Source organism: Halonotius roseus, from assembly GCF_006861655.1.
In the GTDB taxonomy this organism is placed as follows: Archaea; Halobacteriota; Halobacteria; order Halobacteriales; family Haloferacaceae; genus Halonotius; species Halonotius roseus.
The window spans coordinates 131,501-156,857 of the sequence record NZ_SESI01000004.1 but is presented as its reverse complement, the minus strand read 5'-3'; the positions used below and the strand labels follow the sequence as shown (position 1 = coordinate 156,857).

The following is a 25,357-nucleotide window of genomic DNA, read 5'->3' as shown; positions in this document are numbered from 1 at the left end:
AAGGAGTGTGGTGACTGCCGGTGGCTTACCCGAGGAACGTCTCGAAGGTAAACCAGATGTTGGCGTCGAAGACACCGATCGCGGTCATGGCTGCCGCGAGGATACCCATCAGTGCGATAGCGAACGCTGGTGGGTCCACGTGGGTCTTACCGTGCATGTAGAAGACACGGTTACAGACCTCACCAAGGAGCGCGCCGCCGGCTCCCCAGAGGCCACCGAAGATGAGCGCAAGTGCCGGGCTCCCCGAGGCGATACCGGCTGATGCACCCATCGTACCGAACGCACCTGGGAACATGATGTGGTGGGTAACCGGGATGTTGTCAGTGCCACACTGCAGGAACACGAGGCTCGCTGCGGCGATACCGAAGCTGATGAAGACACTCTCGGTTGCCTGGAAGGTGTATCCACCGAAGAGACCGCCGATCAGACCGATTGCGACGACACCGCTCCATTTGTACTGCCATGGCAGCCAGATGCCGGGTGCGTCGTCCTCGTCGCGCTCCCACGGACCGACATCGAACAGCCCGTCACCGGTGATCTCACCGATGATGCTGTAGCCGAAGGCAACACGGTGGACAACTGCCGACAGGAACACTGTCGTCGCGATGGGGTCAGTCGGCCACTCGATACCGACCAGGATCGTCACGAGCGCGTGACCGAAGAGACCGAAGAGCGCACCAATACCGAGCACGTCGATCTTCTGGGTTCCGGCAGCCCAGAGGATGTTCTTTCCGTCGTCGATGTAGCCCTGCTTGGCTGCATATGCCGCGGCTGCGGCACCGCCTGCGAAGGCGACGTGCGGGCCGAAGAGCGGACCGAAACCGATGACGTTCGTGAAACCACCAGCATTGGTGACCGACGCGCCTTCGACACCATCGATACCGAGCACGCGGACTGCCTCACCTGCGATCACCATGAAGCCGGTGAAGATGAACGCTGGCAGTGCACCGATGGCAGCACCGAAGGCCCCGCCTGCAATGGCGGTAAGCAACAGTGTCGGATCAGTGAGCCCGCCGAACTGAAGCAACGTTGGCGAAACCATTATTCACCACCGTCCTGTGCCCAGTCTTCGGCTCGTTCGACGGCATCTTTCCAGCGGTCGTAGTTGACTTCGATGTCGGCGTCCTCGTCGACAGGGAAGCGTCGGTCGACCTGCCAGTTGTCGCGGAGTTCGTCAACCGTATCCCAGTAGCCGACGGCGAGGCCGGCGGCGTAGGCCGATCCCAGGGCAGTCGTCTCGTCAACCACAGGGCGGACGATCTCCGTGCCGATGATGTTGGACTGAAGCTGACAGAGGAAGTTGTTCTTCACAGCTCCGCCGTCGACGCGGAGGCTTGACAGGTCGATGTCGGCGTCTTCGACCATGGCCTCGGCGACGTCTTTGGTCTGGTAGGCGATGGATTCGAGCGTGGCACGAACGATGTGTTCGCGTCGGGTGCCACGGGTCATGCCGACGATCGTCCCGCGTGCGCGACCGTCCCAGTGAGGCGCGCCAAGTCCGGTGAACGCCGGGACGACGTAGACACCATCAGTCGAGTCGATGCTGCGGGCGAGTTCCTCGGACTCCGCAGCGTCCTCGATGAGCGTCATGTCTTCGAGCCATTCGATTGCGGCTCCCGTGATGAAGATCGAACCCTCAAGGGCGTACTGAACGTCACCACCTGACTGTTGGAAGCCGATGGTGGTGAGGAGGCCATGATCCGAGGGGACAGCCTCGTTACCGGTGTTCATGAGGATGAACGAACCGGTTCCGTAGGTGTTCTTGGCGTCACCTGCGTCGAAACAGGTCTGGCCGAACAGGGCAGCCTGCTGGTCGCCGAGCGCGCCTGCGACAGGCACTTCGGCACCGAGGAAGCCATCGGCGTCGGTGGAACCATAGGTGTCCTCGTCCGAGGATGGACGCACTTCCGGCAGCATGGACTCGGGTACGCGGAACTCCTCAAGGAGCTCGTCGTCCCATTCGAGCTCCTCGATGTTGTAGAGCATCGTCCGCGAGGCGTTGGACACGTCGGTGATATGATTTCCAGTGAGGTTGTAGATGACCCACGTGTCGATCGTCCCCATCAGGAGTTCGCCGTCTTCAGCACGGTCACGGACATCTTCCGGTCGTGATCGCTGGAGCTTGATCGGGTCGGCGTTGTCGAGGATCCATTCAGTCTTCGTCGCCGAAAAGTAGGCATCGCATTCGAGGCCTGTTTTTTCTCGGATCGTCTCGACGGTCAGCGTGTCCGTGGACTCGTCTTGGATTTCTTCGACGCGGTTCGTCGTGCGACGATCCTGCCAGACGAGTGCATTGTGGACTGGCTTGCCGGTCTCTTTGTCCCACACAATCGTGGTCTCGCGCTGGTTGGTGACACCGAACGCGTCGAGCTGCTCGGGGTCGATCCCCTCTTTATCCAGGGCCTCGTTGATGACGAGCTTCGTGTTCTCCCAGATTTCCATCGGGTCGTGCTCAACCCAGCCGGGCTCCGGATAGATCTGTTCGTGTTTTTCGTACGCTTGCGATACGACTTGCCCATCATGATCGAAGACCATGAAACGAGTTCCAGTCGTCCCCTGATCGATTGAACCAACGTATGTCTCTGTCATTGGATATTATCCCTCCGCGATCGAACGAACGTTCGTTCAGTATTTATAATTTAGGGAATTCCAACAGCTACCGTTCAAATATCGGTTCCAGCCCCTCTCAGTGCTCCCAACGCCCGAAAAAAGCCAGCGAGCCGACCTGAGTTCTGCTCGGTTCGTTCGTGGATTCCCTCACGCTCACCCTGCGTTGAGGGCCATGTGTCCTTGCAGTGCTTGCGCCGTCCCCCGAAATAGTGCTGTCGCTACCCGATCAGCGTCGCAAAAAATAGCGTGAACGCCCGAGTTACTCGAAGAGCTCGACAGCCTGTTCGTAGCGTGCACTCGGTTCCTCCCAGTCGACAACGTTGAAGAACGCATCAACGAAGTCGCCGCGGGCCGGACCGTAATCGTAGTAGTAGGAGTGCTCCCAGACGTCGAGTGCGAGAATCGGGTGACCGCCCCAGATCGCGCCCTGGTCGTGTTTGTCGACCACGACGTTGCGAAGCTGGTTCGAGAACGTATCGTAAACGAGCAGTGCCCAGCCGCTGGCGTTGCCGGCTGCGGCTTCGAACTCGCCTTTCCACGCCTCATACGAACCGAAGTCCTCGGCGATCCGGTCGGCGAGCGCGCCGCTCGGCTCGTCGCCGCCCTCCGGCGACATGTTCTGCCAGAAGAGGTCGTGCAGAATATGGCCCGAAGAGTTGTGGGTCACATTGCGGATCGCGCCCGCACTGGAACCGAAGTCGCCGCTTTCGCGGTTTTCTTCGAGGGTTTCTTCGGCCGAATTCCAGCCGTTGACGTAGCCCTGGTGGTGGGTGTCGTGATGCCACGTCAGGACTTGTTCGCTGATATGCGGTTCGAGGGCGTCATACTCGTACGGAAGCGGGTCGAGTTCGTAGCTCATAGGTATCTCCTCCACCCATCGATACTGGTGGCACGCTGTTAAAGCTTGAGGAGTTGTATGGTAGCAATTCCCACGAATCGGCCGCTGAAACAAGGGGTTTCGGCACCTCATGCGTGAGCGTGTAATCGAAATCAATTCCGTGTTTCTGTCGGGTTCGCTCTTAGTCGACCCGGCAGGATGAGCGAACATAGCCAGGAGAGCAGACAGTTATGTCGACGCCTCGTAGCCGGCGTCCTCGACGGCCGCCAGCAGATCGTCAGTCGCGGCGTCCCCCTCAACGGTCGCCTGTGCGGCCTCGCGGTCGGCACTCGCGGCCGTCACGCCCGTGACCGAGGCGGACACCAGTATCGTCGTTCCGACGCAATCGACATGTATCGTGCTGATATTCCTGATCGGCTGACGTAGTTTATGTATCTCGGAGACGTTATTCCCGTATGAAATCCCAAATTTCAGCCGCACTCAACCGAGCGAAATACGCAGCCGTCGGGGCTGCGATCGGAGCTGCGGTTGGTGGTTTAGTCAATCGAAATGTAGCCAGTTCCGGCGGAGCTATCGGGGGCCTTGTTGGAGCGACTATCAGCGATATCTGTCGGAGTTCGGACGGCCGGCTTTCGAAATTGAAACGAACAGTCAAATCCAAGTAATGCAGTTCGGGCTGTGCTGACACACGCTTTCGTTGCTAACACGGTTGTAGACACAAGCGAATCGTTGGAAAGCGATAGCACAAATTTGTGTATAAAATCATTATGTTTTTTCGATAATACTATAACCGAGTGTAATCCATCTATCGTATGGTATCAGAGAACCAGCCACAGGAGAGTGCACTGATCAGGTGGTACGCCGACCGGATCGGCAAACCGACCAGTATCGACGAAGCCTATGGATACTGGGTATTCGCACTCGGCTTGCTGCTCGGGATCGTCGGCGTCCTGTTGATGTTAATCAGTGCGCCGGCTTCGGCTGGTCGCGAGGTGAGTATCCTCGCCGGCGGTGCGGGACTGGTCTTCCTCATCGTTGGGCCCATCATCCGACTCCCACTCCAGAAGAAGGCCGTCTATCTCGCGTACGCGGGGCTCGCCGTCTGTCTCATCTCACTTGCGTGGTTCACGGTCGTCTTCCCCGACCAGTGGAGCGTTAACACTGGGAGCCCCGCCGTCATGGTTCTCTACGCGATCGGCTTGATCATCATCGGGATCGCTGGCTTCCTCATCCCATTGATCACGGATCGAGCCGACATCGAAGAACTAGAAGCAGCACTTCGTGACACCGCGGCGGACGAATCGGATCTCGCACGCCGGATCGACGAACTGCTCGGCTCACTCGCCGACGCGGAAGCCGACGAGGACGACCTCTCGCGACGGATCGAGGCCCTCGAATCAGAACTCGGTGACGCCGCAGCCGACGAGGCAGACCTCGCACAGCACGTGAGACAACTCCAGTCGATGCTTGCAGACACCGAGGCGGACGAGGCCGATCTCGCCGAACGCATCGACCGCCTCCACGAGAGCCACGGTCGCTTCGAGGAGTACGAGGATTCGGCCGGCGAGTACCGCTGGCGACTCCGTCACCGTAACGGGAACCTCATCGCGACCGCAGGCGAGGGCTACACCCAGCGACACAATGCACAGAAAGGCCTCAACAGCGTCCGGCGGAACGCGCTCGGAGCGACAGTCATGCGCATCGAAAGCGAAGCTGATCTGCCGCCCGCCGACGAGGCGTTCGAACCAGTCAGCGAAGTCGAGAGCCAGGCGACCGTCGAACTCTACGAGGACGCCGCCGGCGAGTACCGCTGGCGACTTCGCCACGACAACGGGAATCTCATCGGCGACGGCAGCGAAGGGTATAGCTCGAAGAGTAACGCCAAGCGCGCCGTCGAACGGGTTCGTGAACTCGTCGCCCCGGCGGACTACCTCCGGTTCGATCCGACCGGATTCGAGGTCTACACGGACAACGCCGAGCAGTGGCGTTGGCGGCTCGTCCACAAAAACGGGAACATCCTCGCCGACAGTGGCGAAGGCTACACCCGCCGCAACGACGCGAACCGTGCCGTCGACCGCCTGCGCGAGCGCGTTGAGGAACTCGAATTCGAGGTGTTCGAGGATTCGGCTGGCGAATACCGCTGGCGACTCCGCGCCAGCAATGACGAGATCATCGCCGACAGTGGTGAGGGCTACAACTCGAAGGGTGCAGCCGAAGACGGTATTGAGCGTGTCCAGAAGTACGCACCCGACGCTAAGCGGCTTGCGATCGGTCGTGCAGCCTTCGAAGTGTTCGAGGACGCCGGCGGCGAGTACCGCTGGCGACTCCGTCACCAGAACGGGAACGTTCTGGCCGACAGCGGCGAAGGCTACACCGAGCGGAGGCGTGCTTACGAGGGTATCGAGAGCATCAAGCGCAACACCCCGACCGCGTCGCTTGACGAGTCAGCCAGCTGATCGGGAGATTGCGGGGGCTGATATTCTGCAGGGAGGTTTTCGGAGAGCTCTCATACTGACGAAGAATCAGAGAGTTGGTTTTATGGCCATCCACAACGGTTTCCAAGGTAAATTCGGAACGAGATAACGGATTCCAAAGTAAACACTGGGCAAAGGTATTGTATCCGGCTCCCGTAGTTTAGCTATGCGCGATCTCGACGAAACCGACATGAAAATCCTCTCGATGCTGGCCGACGACGCTCGCCGGCCGTTCAGCGAGATCGGCGACGAAGTGGGGTTGTCCGGGCCAGCCGTCTCCGACCGCGTGACGCGGCTGGAGGAGGCCGGCGTCATCAACGGCTTCACCATCGATGTCGACCGCTCCACGCTGCGGGCCGGCGTGGCGGTACTGATCGATTGTGAACTGCCACCGGGGTCGCTCGACGCGGCACGCGAACGGGTACAGAACGCCGACGCCGTCGAACACGTCTTCGTCACCGCCGAGGGCGACCTGCGGTTTTACGCCCGCGTCGAGGCACAGAACGTCCGCGAGTGGGTCACAGGTCTGTTCGACGACGTTCCCATCGACGACTACGCGGTCACGCTCGTCGACGACGTGTCGTGGACGCCCTCGGTCGATGGCATCGAGTTCGCGCTGACCTGTGCGGAGTGTGGCAACACCGTCGACAGCGAGGGTGAAACCGCCCGCATCGACGGCGAGGTCTACCACTTCTGCTGTTCGTCCTGTCACACGCGCTTCGCGGATCGCTACGCGGAGTTGGCCGCAGACGCGTAGTCGGTTTGGAGTCGAAAGTTTCGGCGGTCGTTGAGCCGTACTCTCGAAGTAGAAAACGCAGTAAGTAGGGAGCCCGTATACTAGGACACCATGACCACTCGCAACACCACCCTCGATATCACGGGGATGTCCTGTGCGAACTGTTCGGCAACGATCGAGGACGCCGTCGGCGCTCTCGACGGCGTCCAGTCAGCGAGTGCTAACTACGCGACCGACGAGGCAACCGTCGAGTACGACCCAGAGGCAGTCTCGCTGGCGGCGATCTACGATGCCATCGACGACGCGGGCTACGGCGCTGTCAGCGAGACGGTGAGTATCGGAATTACGGATATGTCGTGTGCGAACTGCGCCGACACCAACGCCGACGCCCTCGAATCACTGCCCGGCGTCATCGAGGCGGAGGTGAACTACGCAACTGACGAGGCACAGGTTCGGTACAATCCAGCAGCGGCCGACATCGACGCCTTCTATGACGCAATCGAGAACGCGGGGTACTCGCCAGTGCGAGAAAGCGGGGCCGACAGCGGCGGGAGCGGCGGCAGCAGCGACAGCGACGCCCGCGACGCCGCACGCGAGGGGGAAATCCGCAAACAGCTCCGGCTCACGCTGTTCGGAGCCGCCTTATCGGCTCCGCTCATCCTCTTCCTCGCCGACAAGTTCCTGCTCGGCGGCGCGCTCGTCCCCGAGACCGTCTTCGGCGTCCGGTTCGGGTGGGTCGAGTTCCTGCTGGCAACACCCGTCCAGATCGTCCTCGGGCGGCCGTTCTACAAGAACTCGTACAAAGCTCTCGTGAAGAACCGCCGCGCGAACATGGACGTGCTGATCGCGCTGGGGTCGTCGACGGCCTACGGCTACTCCGTCGCCGTGCTCGCGGGCCTGATCGCCGGCAGTCTCTACTTCGATACGGCCGCGCTGATCCTCGTGTTCATCACGCTCGGCAACTACCTCGAAGCCCGCTCGAAGGGCCAGGCCGGCGACGCGCTCAGAAAACTGCTCGAAATGGAAGCCGATACGGCGACGATTATCACCGACGATGGTAAGGAGGAAATCCCGCTGGAGGATGTCGAGGTCGGCGACCGGATGAAAGTTCGGCCGGGCGAGCAGATCCCGACCGACGGCGTCGTCGTCGATGGCCAGTCGGCGGTCGATGAGTCAATGGTAACGGGAGAATCAGTCCCGGTCGAAAAGGGTGAGGGCGACGAGGTCGTCGGCTCAACGATCAACGAGAACGGTGTGCTCGTCGTCGAAGCGACGAAGGTCGGCAGCGATACCGCCCTCCAGCAGATCGTCCAGACCGTCAAAGACGCCCAGTCGCGGCAGCCCGAGATCCAGAACGTTGCCGACCGCATCTCGGCGTACTTCGTCCCCATCGTGATCGCCAACGCCCTATTCTGGGGATTCGTGTGGTTCCTGTTCCCTGAGGTACTGGCCGGATTCGTCGATGCCCTGCCGCTGTGGGAGCCGGTCGCTGGCGGGCCAAGTGTCGTCGGCGGAACAGTCTCCGTCTTCGAGTTCGCGGTCGTCGTCTTCGCCTCAGCCGTCCTCATCGCCTGTCCCTGCGCGCTCGGCCTGGCGACGCCAGCGGCGACGATGGTCGGGACGACAATCGGCGCACAGAACGGCGTCCTGTTCAAAGGCGGTGACATCCTCGAACGTGCCCGCGATGTCGACACTGTGGTCTTCGACAAAACGGGAACGCTCACCGAAGGCGAAATGGAATTAACCGATGTGGTCGCTTTCGACAGCGAGGGCAACGCAGTCGCTGACGGCGGCGAGCCGGCGGCCGATGGCGGCCAACTCGCCGAACGCGACAAGCGCAGTGAGGACGAAGTGCTTCGACTGGCGGCGACCGCGGAAAGCGGCAGCGAACACCCACTCGCTCGTGCGATTGTCGATGGCGCGAAAGAACGCGGCATCGACGTGGGCGAGCCCGACGAGTTCGAGAACGTCCCCGGACAGGGGATTCGAGCGACCGTTGAGGGCCGGGAGCCGCGAAGCGGCTCCGAACGAGCGAGCGGGGAGCGTGGCGACCCGCGAGCAGTTGAAGTACTGGTCGGCAACCGCAAACTCCTGCAAGACAACGGCATCGACACCGATCCTGCGGCCGAGACGATGGAAGAACTCGAACGCGAGGGCAAAACGGCGATGCTCGTCGCCGTCGACGGCGCACTCGCTGGCATCGTCGCCGACGCGGATACGATCAAACCCAGCGCGAAAGACGCCGTCGCTGCACTGCAAGAGCGCGGGGTTGACGTGATGATGATCACCGGCGACAACGAACACACCGCCCGGGCGGTCGCCGAGCAGGTCGGCATCGACCCCGACAACGTCCGCGCTGGCGTCCTCCCCGAAGACAAATCCGATGCAGTCGAGGCGATCCAGTCGGAGGGCCGCAAAGCGATGATGGTCGGCGACGGTGTCAACGACGCGCCCGCGCTGGCGGTCGCCTACGTCGGCACCGCAATCGGCTCCGGCACCGACGTTGCCATCGAGGCCGCCGACGTGACATTGATGCGCGACGACCCGCTCGACGTGGTGAAGGCGATCCGGATCTCGGATGCGACGCTCCAGAAAATCAAGCAAAACCTCGTGTGGGCACTCGGCTACAACACGGCGATGATCCCGTTGGCGTCACTGGGGTTGCTCCAACCCGTCTTAGCTGCGGGCGCGATGGCGTTTTCCAGCGTGTCGGTGCTGACAAACAGCCTGCTGTTCCGCAACTACTCGCCCGACGAGGACTACAAGCTGTTCGGTCTGTTCAGCTAGCCATCAGGGTACAATTGTGGGACACCACTGCCTGTCACATCTCGCCCCGCTCCCATTCTCAGCGCGGTTGTTATCCGGTTGTCGCCGAGCAGTGTCCCATCATCGTATCGTGATCACAGCAGCCGGTGACAGCCAGGAAAAATCGGCACCTGACAACTCATCGAAATCATGTGAATCGACGACATGCTTATTGCTGTCAATCCCCGTCCCCTAGGTAGCCTCGAATACGGGTCGAGACAACGACGCCCCTGTGTTGGTTCTTGACGAAGTGCTGCTCTCTGGAGTTGGTATGTTGGGACGAACAGTCACCTGTTTGTCTTGTAGATAGCCGATCCCGTCGGCGGCTCGCGGTGGGTCAGTCGCTGTGTGCCACGTCGTTCTCGCCACCAGTTCGAGCCCACAGATAAATGACAGACCGACATACGCTTGAACGGCTCAGCAAGGAGTATCAAACGACAATCCCTGATGACCTTCGGGAATCCCGCTCGTTTAGCTGGTATCTCGACACACTGTACGACGATCCACGTATCGCACGCAACGCCCACCAGCGGGTCGCCGATATGTTTGATCATTACGGCACGCAGTACGACGAGGACGACGGCCTCGTCGAGTACGCACTCGCCGCCGAGGATCCACTCCACGACGGCGAAAACGTCTTCTACGGCCGGGAGATCCACGAGGCGATCCACGAGTTTGTCAACAAGGTGAAATCCGGTGCTCGTGGCCTCGGCCCCGAAAAACGCATCAAACTGCTGTTGGGGCCGGTCGGCTCTGGAAAATCCCACTTTGACTGGCTCACCCGGCGATACTTCGAAGCCTACACCCGTGCCGACGCCGGCCGGATGTACACGTTCCGGTGGACCGATCTCTGCTCGGTGATCGACGATCAGGATCCGGGCGATGACACGGTTCGCTCACCGATGAACCAGGATCCGCTGGTGTTGCTGCCGGGCGAACAGCGCGCGGCGGTCATCGAGGATCTCAACGAAACCCTCGACGCGCCCTACACGCTCCGCAACGACCAGCATCTCGACCCTGCCTCGGAGTTCTACATGGACGAGTTGCTGGCCCACTACGACGACGACCTGGAAGCCGTCCTCGACAACCACGTTGAGGTGATCCGGCTGGTCGCCAGCGAGAACCGCCGGGAGTGTATCGAGACGTTTGAGCCGAAAGATAAGAAAAATCAGGACGAAACCGAGCTCACCGGCGACACCAACTACGCGAAACTGGCCGTCTACGGCGAGTCAGATCCGCGCGCCTTCGATTACGCCGGCGCGTTCTGTAACGCCAACCGCGGGCTGTTCTCCGGGGAGGAGCTCCTCAAACTTCAGCGGGAGTTTCTCTATGATTTCCTGCACGCCTCCCAGGAAGGCACGATCAAGCCGAAGAACAACCCCCGGATCGATATCGATCAGGTGATCGTCGGCCGGACGAACATGCCGGAGTACCGCGAGAAGACCGGCGACGAGAAGATGGAGGCGTTCAACGACCGCACCAAGCGCATCGACTACCCCTACGTGCTGGAGTATGAAAGCGAATCCAGCATCTACCGGAAGATGCTGCAGAACGCCGACGTGCCGAACGTCCACGTCGAGCCACACACCCTGCAGATGGCCGGCCTCTTTGGCGTCCTGACCCGCCTCGAAGAGCCAACCGACGAGACCGTCGACCTACTGGAGAAGGCGAAGGTCTACAACGGCGAGCTTGAAGACGAGGAGATCGACCGGCGAAAGCTCCGCGAGGACGCCGAGGAGTCAGCCGACATCGGCGAAGGGATGGAGGGTGTCTCCGCCCGATTCATCGGCGACGAGATCGCCGAGGCGATCATGGACGCGACCCACCGCGATCGGTCATACCTCTCGCCGCTCTCCGTGTTCGATCACTTCGAGGCGAATCTCGGCGGCCACGGCTCGATCGCGGCCGACGATCTCGACCGCTACGAGCGGCTGCTCGATACCGTCCGCGAGGAGTACCGCGAACGCGCCATCGAGGACGTTCGCCATGCCCTCGCCTACGATGTCGACGAACTCCGCCGCCAAGGCGAGAAGTACATGGATCACGTCATGGCCTACATCGACGATGCCACCGTCGACGATGAGCTGACCGGCCGCGAGACCGAACCCGACGAGACGTTCCTCCGAGCGGTCGAAGAGCAACTCGATATCCCCTCCGACCGCAAGGATGATTTCCGACAGGAGGTCTCGAACTGGGTCTCTCGGCGGGCCCGCGAGGGGCGGGATTTCGATCCACAGGACAACGACCGCCTGCGCCGAGCGCTCGAACGGAAGCTCTGGGAGGATAAGAAACACAACATCAACTTCTCGGCGCTCGTGTCGGCGACGGATCTCGACGACGAGGAGCGGAGCGCGTGGGTTGACGCTCTCGTCGACCGCGGCTACTCAGCGGATGGGGCCGCCGAAGTACTGGAGTACGCAGGCGCGGCTGTTGCCCGCTCGGAGATGGAGGATGGAGCTGAGTAAGGATGACAGACACCACAGACGGCGAGCGGTTCCGACGGGCGGCCGATGAGCGACTGCAACAGGCCTACGACTCGCCGATGAGCCTCGATACCTACGTCGAGCGGGTGCTCACGAACCCGATCGCCGCCGCCTCCGGGCCGCGGTATCTGCTCGCGGCGATCGAATCTCAGGGCACCCGCACGGTTGAGGAACGCGGCGAGGAGCTGGATCGCTACCGGTTTTTCGACGACCCGTTCAACGATGGCGAGCACGCGGTGCTGGGAAACACCGCCGCGCTGAACGCCTTTGTCGACGACCTCCGGGCGGCCGCTGCGGGCCGCGGCAACGATGAGAAGATCGTCTGGATCGATGGGCCGACAGCCACAGGCAAGTCCGAGTTCAAGCGGTGTCTGGTCAACGGGCTACGGGAGTTCTCGAAGACGGATGCCGGACGGCGGTACACGGTTGAGTGGAACGTCACCGGCACCAGTGGCTCGGCGCGCTCACTGTCATATGGTAGCGGCGGCGACGCCACCGCGTGGTACCGAAGTCCCGTCCAGATACAGCCGCTGGCTGTGTTTCCGGATGCCATCCGGGCGGAGATCGCCGAGGCGGCCGCCGACGAGACGACCTACCCGATCGCCGCGGATATCGATCTCGATCCGTTTAGCCGCGAGGCCTACGACTATCTGGAATCAACTTACCGCGAGGAGGGCCGCCGTGACCTCTTTTCGGCGGTCTCCGACCGCGATCATCTCAGGGTGACGAGCTACGTCGTCGACGTTGGACAGGGGATCGGCGTGCTCCACGCCGAGGACGACGGCACACCGAAGGAGCGACTCGTCGGCTCGTGGATGAGCGGGATGCTTCGGGAACTCGACTCCCGCGGCCGGAAGAACCCACAGGCGTTCAGCTACGACGGCGTGCTCTCGCAGGGCAACGGCGTCGCCACCATCGTCGAAGACGCAAGCCAACACGCTGACCTCCTGCAGCGACTGCTCAACGTCCCCGACGAAAATCGCGTTAAGCTCGATAAGGGGATCGGGATGGATGTCGACACACAGCTGATCGTCATCTCAAACCCGGATCTCGACGCCGAGCTTGACCGTCACGCCGAAAAGGACGGGGCAGACCCGCTAAAAGCACTGAAACGCCGCCTCACCCGGCATGAGTTCCGGTATCTCACCGACCGCGGGCTTGAAGCCGGCCTGCTCCGACGAGAGATCACCGGCCAGACCGGCGTTCCTGGGGTGACGGTTGGCGAATCGGGAGCCAACAGCCCTCCCGACGATGCCACAGCAGTCGATCGACAGGGCGAGCCCGACGACCATGTCAGAGCGGCAGTTCGGACAACAGTCCGCGATGACGACGGGCAGACTCGCCAGCGGGAACTTGCCCCCCATGCCGTCGGGGCGGCCGCGCTGTACGCGGTTATTACCCGGCTTGAGGCCGACGATCTCCCTGCCGATATCGATCTGATCGAAAAGGCCCGCCTGTATGAGACGGGCGAGCTTCGCCGCGATGAGGAGGTGATCACCGCCGCCGACGTGGCCTTCGGCGACGACGACGGGCGAACGGGGATCCCGGTGACCTACACACGCGATGTCGTTGCCGACCTCCTGAGCGAGGAAAGCGATCGTGGTCATCCATCCTTGCCCGTCGAGCGCGTCGTGATGCCACACGACGTGTTGGCGGCGATGGTCGACCGGCTGGCCGACGCACCGGTGTTCTCCCGCGGGGAGATCAAGGAGTTCGAGAGCCGCCACACCGCGGTTGCCGAGCGCGTCCGCGAGCAACAGCAGACCGACGTGATCGACGCCGCGTTGGCGGCCGAAACCGTCTCGACAGAAACGGTCGCCGAGTATGTCGAACACGTCTACGCGTGGGATGCCGACGAGCCGGTTGCAACCGACCGCGGCCAGAAGTCGCCGGACGCGTTGGCCATGAAGGTCTTTGAGACCGAAACGCTCGGACGGTTCGATGAGGATGACTACCGCGGCACGGAGCCGACCGATGTGGTCGCCGAGTTCCGGCGCGAGCAGGTGATTCGCGCGCTCACCCGGTATGCGTGGCGCAACCGTGGCGACGAGTTCAGCGTCGAGGATGTCGATCTCGACGAGATCCCGGAGCTACAGACGGTGCTCACAACCAACGATCTCGCGGATCTAAAACGCCGGTTTCCGGAACTCGATCCCGGCGAGTGGGCTGATCCCCCGGCCGACACCAAGACCGAACAGGTGAAAACGGCGACAATCGATCGCATGGTCGAGCAGGGATACAGCCGGGCGTCGGCCGAGCTCACCAGCCGGGCTGTGATGCGCGAGCTCCGCGAGACGTGGGCAACGCTGTCAACGGATGGCGGCAAACGGGCTGGGCTCGAAGACAGCGGCGATGGATCGTCGACCACGCTTACCAGGGGTGATCGCTGATGGGGCTGCCGGAGGATCGTGAACGGTTCCGCGCTGTCGGCGAATCACGCCGTGAAGATCTCACGGAGTTCATCAGCCACGGCGATCTCGGCGGCTCGGGGCCACACCAGGTTCGCATCCCGATCAAGATCGTCGACCTCCCCTCCTTCGAGTACGACCAACGCGAGGTTGGTGGTGTCGGACAAGCCGAGGGGGGCCAGCCACAGCCCGGCCAGCCGGTCAATCCACAGCCCGACGAGGGCGACGAGGCCGGCGATCCCGGTGAGGAGGGCGGCGACCACGAGTACTACGAGATGGATCCCGAGGAGTTTGCCGAAGAGCTCGACGAGGAACTCGGCCTCGATCTCGAACCCAAGGGCAAACGCGTCGTCGAGGAGGTCGAGGGAGCGTTCACCGATACCGCTCGGGCCGGGCCGAAGGGATCACTCGACGTTGATGAGCTGTTCAAACGCGGCCTCAAACGCCATCTGGCGACGGATTTCGACGAGGACTACGTGCGTGAAGGGCTGTTTGTCGATGGGGCCGGCGTCGACGAGGTGTTCACCTGGGCCCGCGAGTCACACATTCCGGTCTCGCGGGCGTGGATCGCCGACGCAGCCGGCGAGATCGAGACCGAGCGTGGGGAGCCCATCGAGTCGGTCGCCCGCTGGCCTGACTTCGAGACGCTTGAGGCCGACGTCGACCGCGAATCGGTGGGCGAACGCATCCGACGAGAGGGGCTCGACACGATCCCATTCCGCCGTGAGGACGAGCGGTTTCGGCATCCTGAGGTCATCGAACAACACGAACGCAACGTTGTCGTTGTGAACATCCGCGACGCCTCGGGGTCGATGCGGGAGACCAAGCGCGAGCTTGTCGAACGTGTGTTCACGCCGATAGACTGGTATCTGACCGGCAAGTACGACGCCGCCGAGTTCCACTATGTCGTCCACGACGCCGAGGCCTGGGAGGTCGACCGCGAGGAGTTCTTCGGGATCCAGTCCGGCGGCGGCACCCGCATCTCCAGTGCCTACGAGCGGGTCGAAGAGATCCTCGAATCCTACCCCTTCAGCGAGTGGAACCGGTATGTGTTTGCCGCCGGCGACTCCGAGAACGCCGGCGCCGACACCCAACAGAACGTGATCCCGTTGATGCGTTCGATCGATGCGAACCTGCACGGGTATGTTGAAACCCAGCCCGGTGGGAAGACCAAGAACGCCCGACACGCCGACGAGGTCGAACAGGCACTCGGCGATGCCGGCAACGTTGCCGTCGCCCGGGTGACCGGCCCCGAGGATGTGACCGATGCGATCTATGAGATACTCAGCACCGAAGAGAGCGACGAATGAAACCGAATAGCAACCAATGAGAGACAACAGACTCGACGCCAAACGCGAGGCCGCGACGCTCGACGAGCCGGCCGAAGAGGCCCGAAATCTGGCCGAACGGCTCGGACTCACCCCGTATCCGGTTCGGTACTGGGTCGTCGACCACGATGAGATGAACGAACTCATCGCCTACGGGGGGTTCCAACAGCGATACCCCCACTGGCGGTGGGGGATGAACTACGAACGCCAGCGGAAGAAGGATCGCCATGGGCTCGGCAAGGCCTTCGAGATCGTCAACAACGACGATCCGAGCCACGCCTTCCTCCAAGAGTCAAACACGATGGCCGACCAGAAGGCCGTCATCACCCATGTCGAGGCCCACGCCGACTTCTTTGCCAACAACGGCTGGTTTGGGCTGTACGCCGACCGCGGCGAGGATGGCCCAAATGCTGCCGCCCGGCTTGCGCGCAACGCCGAGCGGCTCGCCGAGATCGGCCGGCGGCCCGATGTCGACCGCGATGAGGTTGAGCGACTGATCGATGCGGTCTCCGCACTCGAAGACACGATCGACCAGCACAGCCCGGTCAACGCCGCCCGCGACGGCGACGGGATCGAGCCAACGGCCGACAGCGATGAGACACGAGCCAAGCTGCAGGCACAGATCGACGAACTCGATCTCTCAGCGGAGGTACAGAGCGACGTGTTCGACGACGAATGGCTCGATGCCCAAGACGGCGATGTCGAGCCGGATGAGCCGCGACCGGATGTCCTCGCCTTCCTGCGAGATCACGGAAAGCGGTACGACACCGAGACAGGGAAGGCCGTCGACCGCGAGCCGTGGGAGACAACGGTTATCGATGCGATCCGCGAGGAGGCCTACTACTTTGCGGGCCAGAAGGGGACGAAGGTGATGAACGAGGGTTGGGCTTGTGTCGACCCCGAAACACCGATTTTCACCGAGGAAGGGCTCGTTCCGATGCGAACGGTCGTCGAAACCGAGACAGCAGTCTCTGATGGGACAGAACAGCAAGCGGTGTACGACTCACACGTTATTGAGGATCATGACACGGTCAGGATCAAAACCCGTCGTGGGTTCGAACTTCGCGGCTCCGACAACCATCGCATCCGGACACCCGAGGGATCGTGGAGTGAACTCGGCGACCTCACAATCGGCGATGAGATCGAGATATCCGGAGGCAACGGGCTCTGGCCGACGACCACCGTCGAAATCGATTGGCAACACCCAGAGCACACCACACTCAACGATGTCGCCGAAACAGCAGGTGTCTCGGTTTGGACAGTCATGCGCTACCGCAGGACGGGACGTGCCGAGCGCGCCGAGGCGATCGAACGCGCGTTGGAATCGTACGATGGGCAAAACCAAAGTGTAGCAAACAGCGAACTCATCGCGGTACCTGATGAGGTGACCGAATCGCTCGGACGATTCCTCGGACTGCTCGTCGGCGACGGGCACGTTTCCGAGGCGGCCAGGCAGGTCGGATTCACGTGTGACTCAAAAGCGAAAGCCGAAGAGTTTGCCGGGTTAGCGGACGAGCTGTTCGGCGTCTCGACGACGGTGACCGAAGACGATGGTCGATGGCGGACGTATATCTACTCGGCACACCTCGTCCAATTGCTAACACAGGCGTTCGCGCTGCGGACGGGAGCCGCCGACAAGATCGTTCCGAGCCAGATTCGCCGGTCGCCGAAGACAGTCGTCGGTGCGTTCATCAGCGGGCTGTTCGATGCGGACGGATACGCAGGTGAACAGGGAGTGATCCTCAGCACAAAAAGCGAGTCGGTGTCGAAGACGATTCAGTTGTTGCTGACGAACTTCGGCATCCTGTCGCGTCGACGCGAGCAAGCCGACGGCTGTTACCACGTTCACCTGACCGGCAAATCTGCCGACCGGTTCAGTACACAGATCGGGTTCGGATACACTGCCAAAAGCGAGGCACTCTCCGAGTACCTTGACGAACTCGCGTGGTTTGAAACCGAGGAGTGGTGTGACGAGATCGTTGGTATCGAGGTCGGAACCGGAGATGTATACGACATCTCCGTCGAGAAGACACATCGGTACGCTGGTGGAGGGTTCGTCAACCACAACTCCTACTGGGAAGCGACAATGATGGGCGGCGAGGGGTTTGCTGGCCCGGATGAGTTCCTCACGTACGCCGATCACATGGCTCGGGTGTTTGGATCGCCAGGGCTGAACCCATACAAGCTCGGCTTCGAGCTCTGGACACACGTCGAGTTGCAGGCCGCCCGCAACGATGTTGTCGATAAGCTACTCCGTGTCGATGGTGTCACCCCCACAAACTTCCACTCGCGGATCGATCTCGACGAGGTCACCGACAGGCTCCAACCACATCCCGCGATCGCGGGGGCCGGCCCGGCGATGCTTGATGAGTTGGCCGAGCTGGCGGCCGACGGCGACCCACGCGTTGACGCCGAGATGGTCGACCGCGCGCTGTCAGCCCGCGACAGCGATGACGACGACGACCCCGATATCGAGCGATATCCGTGGAAGCTGCTCACCTACGAGGGGTTGGCCGAGCGACAGTATGTCCTCTCGCGGCCCCAACACCGAACCGCGCTCCGCAACCTCTCGCGGTCGACACTGGAGGAGCGATTTCGCTACATGTTCGATGTCGACCGCTACGAGACGGTGTCAGCAGCACTCGACGCGGTCGACCGCACCGCCGGCTGGGAGCGGATGCGCGAGGTCAGAGCAAGCCACAACGATGTGACGTTCATCGACGCCTTTCTGACCGAGGAGTTCGTCCGCGATCGAAACTACTTCACCTACGAGTACAGCACCGCCGCCGACGAGTTCCGCGTTGCCAGCACGGATGCCGACGCGGTGAAACGGAAGCTCCTGTTGCAGTTTACCAACTTCGGGAACCCAACCATCGTCGTGCTTGATGGCAACTTCAAAAACCGTGGCGAGCTGCTCTTGGGCCACCAATACAACGGCGTTGCACTCGACGAACAACAGGCAAAGGAGACGCTCAAACGCGTTTTCGAGCTCTGGGGTCGCCCAGTAAATCTTGCGACGATTCGTACCGAATACGATGAGACGACGCTCCGGCGCGCACAGCGACAGAACCGTGAGCCCGACGGCACCGAGGTCGGCGTTCGGTTGCGGTACGACGGCGGTGCGGTGACTGAACACGACCTTGCGCCCGATATCAAATCACAGATTGAAGCTGACGGTGTTGATTACGATACGAAACCGGACGACTGGTTGGCGTGATCGTCAGTCTGTGCGATCGGACTCACAGGGGCCCATAACACAGCCGATACAGCTCATCGTCCGAAGATCCAACAGATACGATGCGTTTGCGTTGTCAGGGTCGCCCTGCCGACGCCTGTAGCTATGGCAGGGAGTGTCGCCTGATCCAACCAGCTCGCGGATGTGTTCGAACGGCGTTCGCCAGACGCCCTCCATCGCCGCCACTTCAGCCCCATATCCGGACAGTTCCTCACGCCATCGCACCCAGAACAGCACATCCAACGGTTGCTTCTTGATGTACCGCTTGTAGTCGTTTACGTTGAACGTGACAACATACTGCGGCGGCAGCCCGTATGTCCGTTCGGCGGTGAAAAACGGGGTTTCCTGCGTTTTGAGGTCAGCCGGATCACCATCAACGAGGAGATCAAGTGCTGTCGGATCGGCCTCCTTTGCCGGGTTCTTGCGGGCATCCAGCCCGATCTCCGGGGCGACCGAGTCGATGAATGTCGTCTCGCGCTGCTCGCCGAACCGCAGCCACGGGGATTTCTCCTCGGTGTCGGTCGGCTTTCCCTCACTCGTCATACCGCACGCTGTGGGTGGGATCGTACTTCAACCCTCGTAGCGTCGGGGTGATTTCTGTGGGTTTGCGACGGACGCGACTAAATCACTCGTCGCCGCGGGCGGCCTCAAACATCGCCAGTGCCTGCTCGCGTCGCTCGCTGTGATCGACAATCGGCGTCGGGTAGCCGGGTGCGGCGTTGTGACGTTGCGTTGGTGACGCCTCGTGCCAACCGTGGATGATCTCGGGATCGACACCATCCAACTCGGGGACATACTGGGCGATGTATTCGGCCTCAGGATCGTACCGTTCGCCCTGTGTCATCGGATTGAAGATGCGAAAGTACGGCTGGGCGTCGGTGCCGGTCGAGGCGGCCCACTGCCAGCCGCCGTTGTCGTTGGCGGTGTCGTGATCGACGAGTTTCTCGCGGAACCAGTCGTAGCCTTCGCGCCAGTCGATCAGCAGATCCTTCGTCAGAAACGAGGCGACGATCATCCGCACGCGGTTGTGCATGAACCCCTCCGCGCGGAGTTGGCGCATCCCGGCATCGACGATCGGGTAGCCGGTCTCGCCATCCTGCCACGCCGCCAGGAGGTCGGGGTCGTTCTCCCACTCGATCTCGTTGTCATAGGTCTTGTAGTTCTCCGCGACGACTTCGGGGTTGAACCACAGGACGTGGGTGTAGAACGCCCGCCAGGCGAGTTGGGACTGAAACTCCTCGATCTCCTCACGCTCGTCGTCGCTGGCGTCGGCCTTGGCTTCCTCGCTGGCCCAGTAGACCTCTCGAATCCCGATCGTCCCGTATTTTAGATCGGCCGAGAGCCGCGAGGTCGAGTTCCGGGTCGGGTAGTCGCGGTCGCTCTCGTAGCGATAGATGCCGTCCTCGCAAAACCGGTCGAGTCGCTTGCGGGCGGCCTCGGTGCCGGCCGTCACCAAGTCGGCTTCCGGCTCGTCGAAGCCGAGATCGGACAGCGTCGGCAACGTGCCGGAATCGACGCCGACCGCGTCGCTGTCGGCGAGCGCGTCAGCGTCGGGAGCGGGGTAGGGATCGTCTTTCTCGCGGTCATGCCACTTCCGACCGAAGTACGTAAAGACGGAGTAGGGATCGCCGTCGTTGGTCGTGATCGACCCCGGTTCGTGGCAGATCGCGTCGTGGAAGGACTCGCGGGCGATGTCAGCGTCTGCGAGGGCTTGCCGAACCGCGGCGTCGCGTTCGCGCGCTAACCCCGAATAATCCTTGTTCCAGACGACGCGGTCGGCGTCGACGCCTTCGGCGACATCGACGACGACGGATTCAGGGTCGCCGTGACGAACGAGGAGGTCGCCGCCGCGCTCGCGGTACCACGCGCGGAGTTCGCCCAGCGCGTCCAGCAGGTAGGCCACCCGGGGCGAGCCGGCGTGATCGAGCACCGCGTCGTCGAAGACGAACAGCGCGATGACGCCGTCGGTGTCGCTGGCGGTGTCGCCGTCGACGGCGTCAGCGGCGGCCGCCAGCGCGCGGTTGTCAACACCGCGGAGATCCCGGCGGTGCCAGTGGAGTTGCATACGCGTTCCACGGCTGGCGGGCTAAGGAAAGTTGCGGAGTCGACACCGTGAGACGGTCAGCCGGTCGACAATGTGGTGAGGTCGGTCGTCAGCGACCCGCGCCGCCCGTCGAGCACGCCGAAGCGATCGCCGCGGCGGCGTTCCAGCCAGTACAGCAGGTGTTCGGCCCATCGAAGCTTGCGCGCTTTCATCGGCTCGACGGCCGGATCGTCGAACGCCCAGCCGAGAAATCGGAGTTCACTCGCGCCGAACGGGTCGGCGAGAAACGCCGCACGATCGCCATCGGTGAACCCGCCAAAGTTCTCGACAGCGTCGGTTGGAGCGGCCTGCGTCGTCACCAGTGTGTGCTGGCTGTCGAACTTCGGCAGCCACTCGCGGACGGCGGGGATGTTGTCGCCGTGGGCGTGAGCAGCGACCGGTGTCCCGGCGTGGGTCAATTCCCGCGCTGTCGACGCGTTCTTGTCCAGATCAGTCACCATCAGATCGACCTCGATGTCGGCGTCAGCCAGTACGTCGACCGCGGTCGATGCGGCGACGACGGCGTCGACGCTGTCGGGGTTGAACGCATCGAGTTCGACCGAAAGCGACGGTGCGGCACCGACGACGGCGACACTCCCGCCAATGAGTGCAGCGAGGCGATCGTGATCGAACGGTTCGGCGAACTCGGCGGCAACATCGCGGGCACACTCGTCGGCCGCCCGGTCAAAACCGAAATCCGCAAGGATCGCCTCATAGATCGGCTCCCAGTCGGCGAACGCAAGGCTGTCGCTCATTGGTTCGATAAAAATTCGCTGACAAGCGGAATGCTCGTCAGCTGAGATATTGTATGGGCCGGAGTGGCATCAAGTACCCCTACCCAAATGCCGTTCCGGCGTCCATCCGTTCGTTTAGGATCATCCGGCATACGTTTTCTCTTAACAGCACCGTTCGCTGATACGTTCCACGGTCGCGGCTAGCCGGGATGAGTCGCCCGTAATCCGCCGTGTGAGCGATTTGAACCCGGCTGGCGTGCCAATCAGTACCAGTGCGTTGTCAGACGGGCCGCTGACAGCGGTCACCGTCGTCTCACCGACGGCATCGAGCAGTCGGTCGCGGCTGTCGGGGGCCAGCCCGGTGAGTTCGAACGTTCGGGTCACGCTGTCGTCGGCAGCCTCGCCTGCGGCGTTATACCGATCGAGATGGCGTTCGGCCTCACGCTGTGTTGTGATATCCAACTCCTCGACAGCGACATCCTCGGTGGTCTCCCGGAGTCGATCACGGCTAAACTCTTTCCCGATCAGCGCGGCGTCCCGCGTTTCGGCCACGTCGTGTGTGCGGATGATATGCGCGCCACGCTCGACCGCCATCGCCGTCGCCGCCAACGAGACGGGGAGGGCCTCGTCGGTGTCGCGGCCGGCAACCGACCGGAGGAAGTTTTTGCGGTTGATAGAGACGAGAATCGGATGGCCGTAGCCGCGGAACTCCCGCAGCCGGCGGAAGGTCTCGCGGTCGTCCTCAACGGTTTTGTCCTCGCTCCAGCCGCCGAAAGCGGGGTCGATGATCGTCTTGTCGGTGAGGCCGTTGAGCGCCAGTGCGTCGTAGATGTCGTCGACATCCTCGATCGCACCAGGAGCTTCGAGATCCGGCGGCGAGGCCATCTTGGCGACCGCTACATCGTACTCTTCGCAGATCTCGGGCATCTTCGGGTCGGCGAACCCACAGATATCGTTGACCATATCGAAGCCGCCGTCGAGGGCTGCCTCGGCGACCTCGTGGTAGCGCGTCTCGATAGAGAAAATAGCATCGCCGGAGACGCTTTCGATGGTCTCCAAGGCGGTGTCGAGGCGGTCGAGCTCATCTTCGGCCGAAAGCACCTCGAATTTCTTGTTGGCGGATTCGAGGCCGACATCGACGATATCCGCCCCCTCATCGATAAGCTCGCGGTCAACATAGTCGGCCGCGTCGCTCGGGCTGTTGAACACGCTCGGCTTGTAGGGTGATTCGCTGCTGACGTTCAACACGCCCATGATCCGGGGCGGGTGGTCGTCACCGATCCGCAGGCCGGCGGCATCGACAGTTCGCATACCACAGACAGGGTCGCGGGAAGTATAGACCGCCCGGTCGTGCCGCTACCGATGGAGATTTACCGCGGCGATCGAGCCAGTCGGTTTTTATCCGACCCGCCGGTAGTGCGGGTATGGGCAAGGTCAACGTCGGGCTTCGCGGCTGGCGGTTTGCGGAAGCTGACATCTTCAACGACGACGGGATGTTCAAACAGCTTGAGGAGATCCCAAAGGACGATCGCCAGCGGCTCCTTCGGCTCGTCTCGCTGGTCGAACAGCCGTGTGATGCCTGCCGGCTGATTCACGGCGACGACGAGATTCACCGCGCCACGCAGGCGGCGATCGTCTACGGCGAACCGAACGACGAGGTTGTGCTGTGTGCGGAACACGAGGCAGACTTCCGCTACTGGTATCAGGAGGCCGGCGGGAGCGACTACCGCGGCACCGCCGATTTTGATGATGCCTTCGAGGAGTGGTTCGACGACGGGGGTCGCGCCCCGGAGGACTTTGGATCGGTCGACCACGTTGACACCGATCCTGAGACGCTTCCTGATCCGCCGGATGCCGAGGAGCTCAACGCCATGCTTTCGGAAGGCTATGAGCCGGAACGGATCGATCTGCGGGAGTACGTTGACGACGAGACGGCCGCGGCCGCCGAGGACGCGCTCGCTGACGACGATCTCGGCGACATCGAGACCGACTACCCGACCGCCGACGAATGAGCAGCCACGAACCAGTTGTCGTCGTTGTCGACGCGGAAACGCCGGGCAATGTCGGCACCATCGCCCGCGCGATGAAGAACTTCGGGCTGTCAGATCTCAAGCTGGTCGATCCCCCGCCGCTGGAGCCCGACGGCGAGGCCTACGGCTTTGCCGGCCACGCCCGCGAGGACGTGTTGCCGAACGCCGAGGAGATCACCTTCGAGGAGGTCGTTTCTACCTACCACACCGTCGGCTGTACCGCGATCACCGGCGAGGATAGCCGCCGCCACCGGCGGTTTCCCTACACGACGCCGGCCGAGCTTGCCGACTCCCTCGGGTCGGTCGAGGCGAAGACAGCCATCGTCTTCGGCCGGGAGGGGCGGGGGCTGTACAACGAGGAGATCGAGCAGTTGGATCAGATCTGCTCGATTCCCGCCAGCGATGACTACTCAGTCCTCAATCTCGGCCAGGCCGCGACAATCGTCCTCTATGAGCTCCGCGAACTCACCGTCGAGGAGACCCAACTCCCCGACAGAGACCACGAACGCGCCGAGGAAGCCGATATCGAGCGGTTCTACGACTATTTCGCCGAATTCCTCGATGCCCAACGCTACAACGAGCGAAAACGCGAGAAAACCCAGCGGCTCATGCGCCGACTGATCGGCCGCGCGCATCCGACCGGCCGGGAAATTCACACGCTATTTGGCGTGCTCCGCCAAGCAACTGATCAGCTTGACCACCGCCGCGAGCTGCTAGAGCGGTACGACGAGCCCGATCCGTTTGGCGACGATAGCGAGGATGGCAGCGACAAAACCGAAGGCGACCCCGAAACGTAATCCACGGACGATCCGATCCAAAACGTAATCCTCGAATCGGATGCTCCGACCTGAATCCGATCACCGCTCGGACGCAGAGCCGGTCACCGATTCGAACCGCTCGCGCGTGTTGATATCGGTGAGCGACTGCCGGTCGGTGTGATCAAGGACGGTTTCAGCCGGAACCACGACCGTCTCCAAGGCGTCGAGCAGCCCACGGAGGCTCCGGGTTCCCGCAGCCAGTCGCTCGTCGGCGACAGCGACCGTCCGGTCGACGCGGTAGACTGCCTGTGTCGGCTGGCGATGGCCGTCATCGAGTTCCGGAACGACGGCGTCGTGGCCGCCGGCCTGCGAAAACAGAAATTCGATAAACGCCGGATCGACAAAGGGCATATCGCAGGCGACGACAACGGCATACTGAGAGTCGACCGCCTCGAAGGCACTCACGATCCCGACCAGCGGCCCGCCATCGGGTTCGGGATCGGTGACAAACCGGATCGGTGCGTCGTCGATGCCATCGAGCCCGACCGCGAAGGCGGCCCGCTGGTCGTCCCGACAGCTCACGACGACGCTGTCGACGACAGCCCCAACGCGGGCGACGACACGGGCGAGCATCGGCCTGCCGTCGATCTCGGCGAGAGCCTTATCGGTGTCACCGAATCGAGTTGAGTAGCCGCCGGCGAGGACGACGGCGGTGCGGTCGGCGTTGGCGGTCGAGTGGGTGCCGGCAGTCGGGTCGGATGTCATTGGTCGGGTGATCGAAGTTGGTGGCTACTCATCGCCGCGACGGAAAGAGCCTTGCCGCCAGTGCTGCAAC

Annotated in this window: 18 protein-coding genes; 9 read left to right on the top strand and 9 right to left on the bottom strand. The window is 62.3% G+C overall.

Translation table 11 applies throughout. The annotated features are described in order from the left end of the window. Positions 1–25 precede the first annotated feature (25 nt). The 4 genes from EWF95_RS12800 to EWF95_RS12785 all read right to left on the bottom strand — a co-directional run bounded on the left by EWF95_RS12800 (position 26) and on the right by EWF95_RS12785 (position 3,811). Complete coding sequence (locus EWF95_RS12800; protein WP_142444477.1) at positions 26–1,042, bottom strand: hypothetical protein; 1,017 nt, start codon at positions 1,040–1,042, stop codon at positions 26–28. Beyond that, positions 1,042–2,589: a glycerol kinase GlpK gene (gene glpK / locus EWF95_RS12795; RefSeq protein WP_142444476.1), complete on the bottom strand. Its 1,548-nt coding sequence runs from the start codon at positions 2,587–2,589 to the stop codon at positions 1,042–1,044. Before glpK ends, EWF95_RS12800 begins: the two co-directional genes overlap by 1 nt. Before the next feature lie 280 nt (positions 2,590–2,869). Then, the gene (gene sod, locus EWF95_RS12790) at positions 2,870–3,469 is read right to left on the bottom strand and encodes a superoxide dismutase (protein WP_142444475.1); all 600 of its coding nucleotides are present in this window, start codon (positions 3,467–3,469) and stop codon (positions 2,870–2,872) included. A gap of 207 nt (positions 3,470–3,676) precedes the next feature. Then, positions 3,677–3,811 (bottom strand): heavy-metal-associated domain-containing protein, encoded by a 135-nt coding sequence (locus EWF95_RS12785; protein ID WP_394348588.1) that lies wholly within the window; start codon positions 3,809–3,811, stop codon positions 3,677–3,679. 449 nt (positions 3,812–4,260) lie between these two features. Between EWF95_RS12785 and EWF95_RS12775 the strand changes: the two genes are divergently transcribed. The 7 genes from EWF95_RS12775 to EWF95_RS13785 all read left to right on the top strand — a co-directional run bounded on the left by EWF95_RS12775 (position 4,261) and on the right by EWF95_RS13785 (position 18,899). Then, complete coding sequence (locus tag EWF95_RS12775; RefSeq protein ID WP_142444473.1) at positions 4,261–5,904, top strand: DUF1508 domain-containing protein; 1,644 nt, start codon at positions 4,261–4,263, stop codon at positions 5,902–5,904. A 184-nt stretch (positions 5,905–6,088) separates the two neighbouring features. After that, positions 6,089–6,679: an AsnC family transcriptional regulator gene (locus EWF95_RS12770; protein WP_142444472.1), complete on the top strand. Its 591-nt coding sequence runs from the start codon at positions 6,089–6,091 to the stop codon at positions 6,677–6,679. A 90-nt stretch (positions 6,680–6,769) separates the two neighbouring features. Continuing rightward, positions 6,770–9,445, top strand: a complete 2,676-nt coding sequence (locus EWF95_RS12765) for a heavy metal translocating P-type ATPase (protein WP_142444471.1) — start codon at positions 6,770–6,772, stop codon at positions 9,443–9,445. A 407-nt stretch (positions 9,446–9,852) separates the two neighbouring features. Continuing rightward, positions 9,853–11,928 (top strand): PrkA family serine protein kinase, encoded by a 2,076-nt coding sequence (locus EWF95_RS12760; RefSeq protein ID WP_142444470.1) that lies wholly within the window; start codon positions 9,853–9,855, stop codon positions 11,926–11,928. A gap of 2 nt (positions 11,929–11,930) precedes the next feature. Further along, a complete protein-coding gene (locus tag EWF95_RS12755; RefSeq protein ID WP_142444469.1) occupies positions 11,931–14,336 on the top strand; it encodes a kinase anchor protein in 2,406 nt (801 codons plus the stop codon). Then, positions 14,336–15,664, top strand: a complete 1,329-nt coding sequence (locus EWF95_RS12750; RefSeq protein ID WP_142444468.1) for a DUF444 family protein — start codon at positions 14,336–14,338, stop codon at positions 15,662–15,664. The genes EWF95_RS12755 and EWF95_RS12750 overlap by 1 nt, the downstream gene beginning before the upstream one ends. A 16-nt stretch (positions 15,665–15,680) precedes the next feature. Further along, complete coding sequence (locus EWF95_RS13785; protein ID WP_142444467.1) at positions 15,681–18,899, top strand: SpoVR family protein; 3,219 nt, start codon at positions 15,681–15,683, stop codon at positions 18,897–18,899. A 3-nt stretch (positions 18,900–18,902) separates the two neighbouring features. On the opposite strand, the gene EWF95_RS12740 is transcribed toward EWF95_RS13785, so the two are convergent. The 4 genes from EWF95_RS12740 to folP all read right to left on the bottom strand — a co-directional run bounded on the left by EWF95_RS12740 (position 18,903) and on the right by folP (position 23,045). After that, positions 18,903–19,460, bottom strand: a complete 558-nt coding sequence (locus EWF95_RS12740) for a hypothetical protein (protein WP_142444466.1) — start codon at positions 19,458–19,460, stop codon at positions 18,903–18,905. Positions 19,461–19,542: 82 nt separating this feature from the next. After that, positions 19,543–20,982: a cryptochrome/photolyase family protein gene (locus EWF95_RS12735; RefSeq protein ID WP_142444465.1), complete on the bottom strand. Its 1,440-nt coding sequence runs from the start codon at positions 20,980–20,982 to the stop codon at positions 19,543–19,545. Between the two features lie 56 nt (positions 20,983–21,038). After that, positions 21,039–21,755 (bottom strand): 6-hydroxymethylpterin diphosphokinase MptE-like protein, encoded by a 717-nt coding sequence (locus EWF95_RS12730; protein ID WP_142444464.1) that lies wholly within the window; start codon positions 21,753–21,755, stop codon positions 21,039–21,041. A 141-nt stretch (positions 21,756–21,896) separates the two neighbouring features. Continuing rightward, entirely contained in the window at positions 21,897–23,045 is a 1,149-nt protein-coding gene (folP, locus tag EWF95_RS12725) for a dihydropteroate synthase (RefSeq protein WP_142444463.1), read from the bottom strand. Between the two features lie 113 nt (positions 23,046–23,158). On the opposite strand from folP, the gene EWF95_RS12720 reads away from it, so the two are divergent. Together EWF95_RS12720 and EWF95_RS12715 are read left to right on the top strand one after the other, a co-directional pair. Further along, the gene (locus EWF95_RS12720) at positions 23,159–23,746 is read left to right on the top strand and encodes a hypothetical protein (RefSeq protein WP_142444462.1); all 588 of its coding nucleotides are present in this window, start codon (positions 23,159–23,161) and stop codon (positions 23,744–23,746) included. Beyond that, a complete protein-coding gene (locus EWF95_RS12715; RefSeq protein ID WP_142444461.1) occupies positions 23,743–24,561 on the top strand; it encodes an RNA methyltransferase in 819 nt (272 codons plus the stop codon). The genes EWF95_RS12720 and EWF95_RS12715 overlap by 4 nt, the downstream gene beginning before the upstream one ends. Before the next feature lie 60 nt (positions 24,562–24,621). Here the strand turns inward: EWF95_RS12715 and mobA are convergent, their stop codons facing one another. Further along, entirely contained in the window at positions 24,622–25,287 is a 666-nt protein-coding gene (gene mobA / locus EWF95_RS12710) for a molybdenum cofactor guanylyltransferase (RefSeq protein WP_142444460.1), read from the bottom strand. Positions 25,288–25,357 lie beyond the last annotated feature (70 nt).

Coding starts and splice junctions, on each gene's coding strand:
- EWF95_RS12800 (WP_142444477.1), bottom strand. CDS start 1,042: ATGGTTTCGCCAACGTTGCTTCAGTTCGGCGGGCTCACTGATCCGACA.
- glpK (WP_142444476.1), bottom strand. CDS start 2,589: ATGACAGAGACATACGTTGGTTCAATCGATCAGGGGACGACTGGAACT.
- sod (WP_142444475.1), bottom strand. CDS start 3,469: ATGAGCTACGAACTCGACCCGCTTCCGTACGAGTATGACGCCCTCGAA.
- EWF95_RS12775 (WP_142444473.1), top strand. CDS start 4,261: ATGGTATCAGAGAACCAGCCACAGGAGAGTGCACTGATCAGGTGGTAC.
- EWF95_RS12770 (WP_142444472.1), top strand. CDS start 6,089: ATGCGCGATCTCGACGAAACCGACATGAAAATCCTCTCGATGCTGGCC.
- EWF95_RS12765 (WP_142444471.1), top strand. CDS start 6,770: ATGACCACTCGCAACACCACCCTCGATATCACGGGGATGTCCTGTGCG.
- EWF95_RS12760 (WP_142444470.1), top strand. CDS start 9,853: ATGACAGACCGACATACGCTTGAACGGCTCAGCAAGGAGTATCAAACG.
- EWF95_RS12755 (WP_142444469.1), top strand. CDS start 11,931: ATGACAGACACCACAGACGGCGAGCGGTTCCGACGGGCGGCCGATGAG.
- EWF95_RS12750 (WP_142444468.1), top strand. CDS start 14,336: ATGGGGCTGCCGGAGGATCGTGAACGGTTCCGCGCTGTCGGCGAATCA.
- EWF95_RS13785 (WP_142444467.1), top strand. CDS start 15,681: ATGAGAGACAACAGACTCGACGCCAAACGCGAGGCCGCGACGCTCGAC.
- EWF95_RS12740 (WP_142444466.1), bottom strand. CDS start 19,460: ATGACGAGTGAGGGAAAGCCGACCGACACCGAGGAGAAATCCCCGTGG.
- EWF95_RS12735 (WP_142444465.1), bottom strand. CDS start 20,982: ATGCAACTCCACTGGCACCGCCGGGATCTCCGCGGTGTTGACAACCGC.
- EWF95_RS12730 (WP_142444464.1), bottom strand. CDS start 21,755: ATGAGCGACAGCCTTGCGTTCGCCGACTGGGAGCCGATCTATGAGGCG.
- folP (WP_142444463.1), bottom strand. CDS start 23,045: ATGCGAACTGTCGATGCCGCCGGCCTGCGGATCGGTGACGACCACCCG.
- EWF95_RS12720 (WP_142444462.1), top strand. CDS start 23,159: ATGGGCAAGGTCAACGTCGGGCTTCGCGGCTGGCGGTTTGCGGAAGCT.
- EWF95_RS12715 (WP_142444461.1), top strand. CDS start 23,743: ATGAGCAGCCACGAACCAGTTGTCGTCGTTGTCGACGCGGAAACGCCG.
- mobA (WP_142444460.1), bottom strand. CDS start 25,287: ATGACATCCGACCCGACTGCCGGCACCCACTCGACCGCCAACGCCGAC.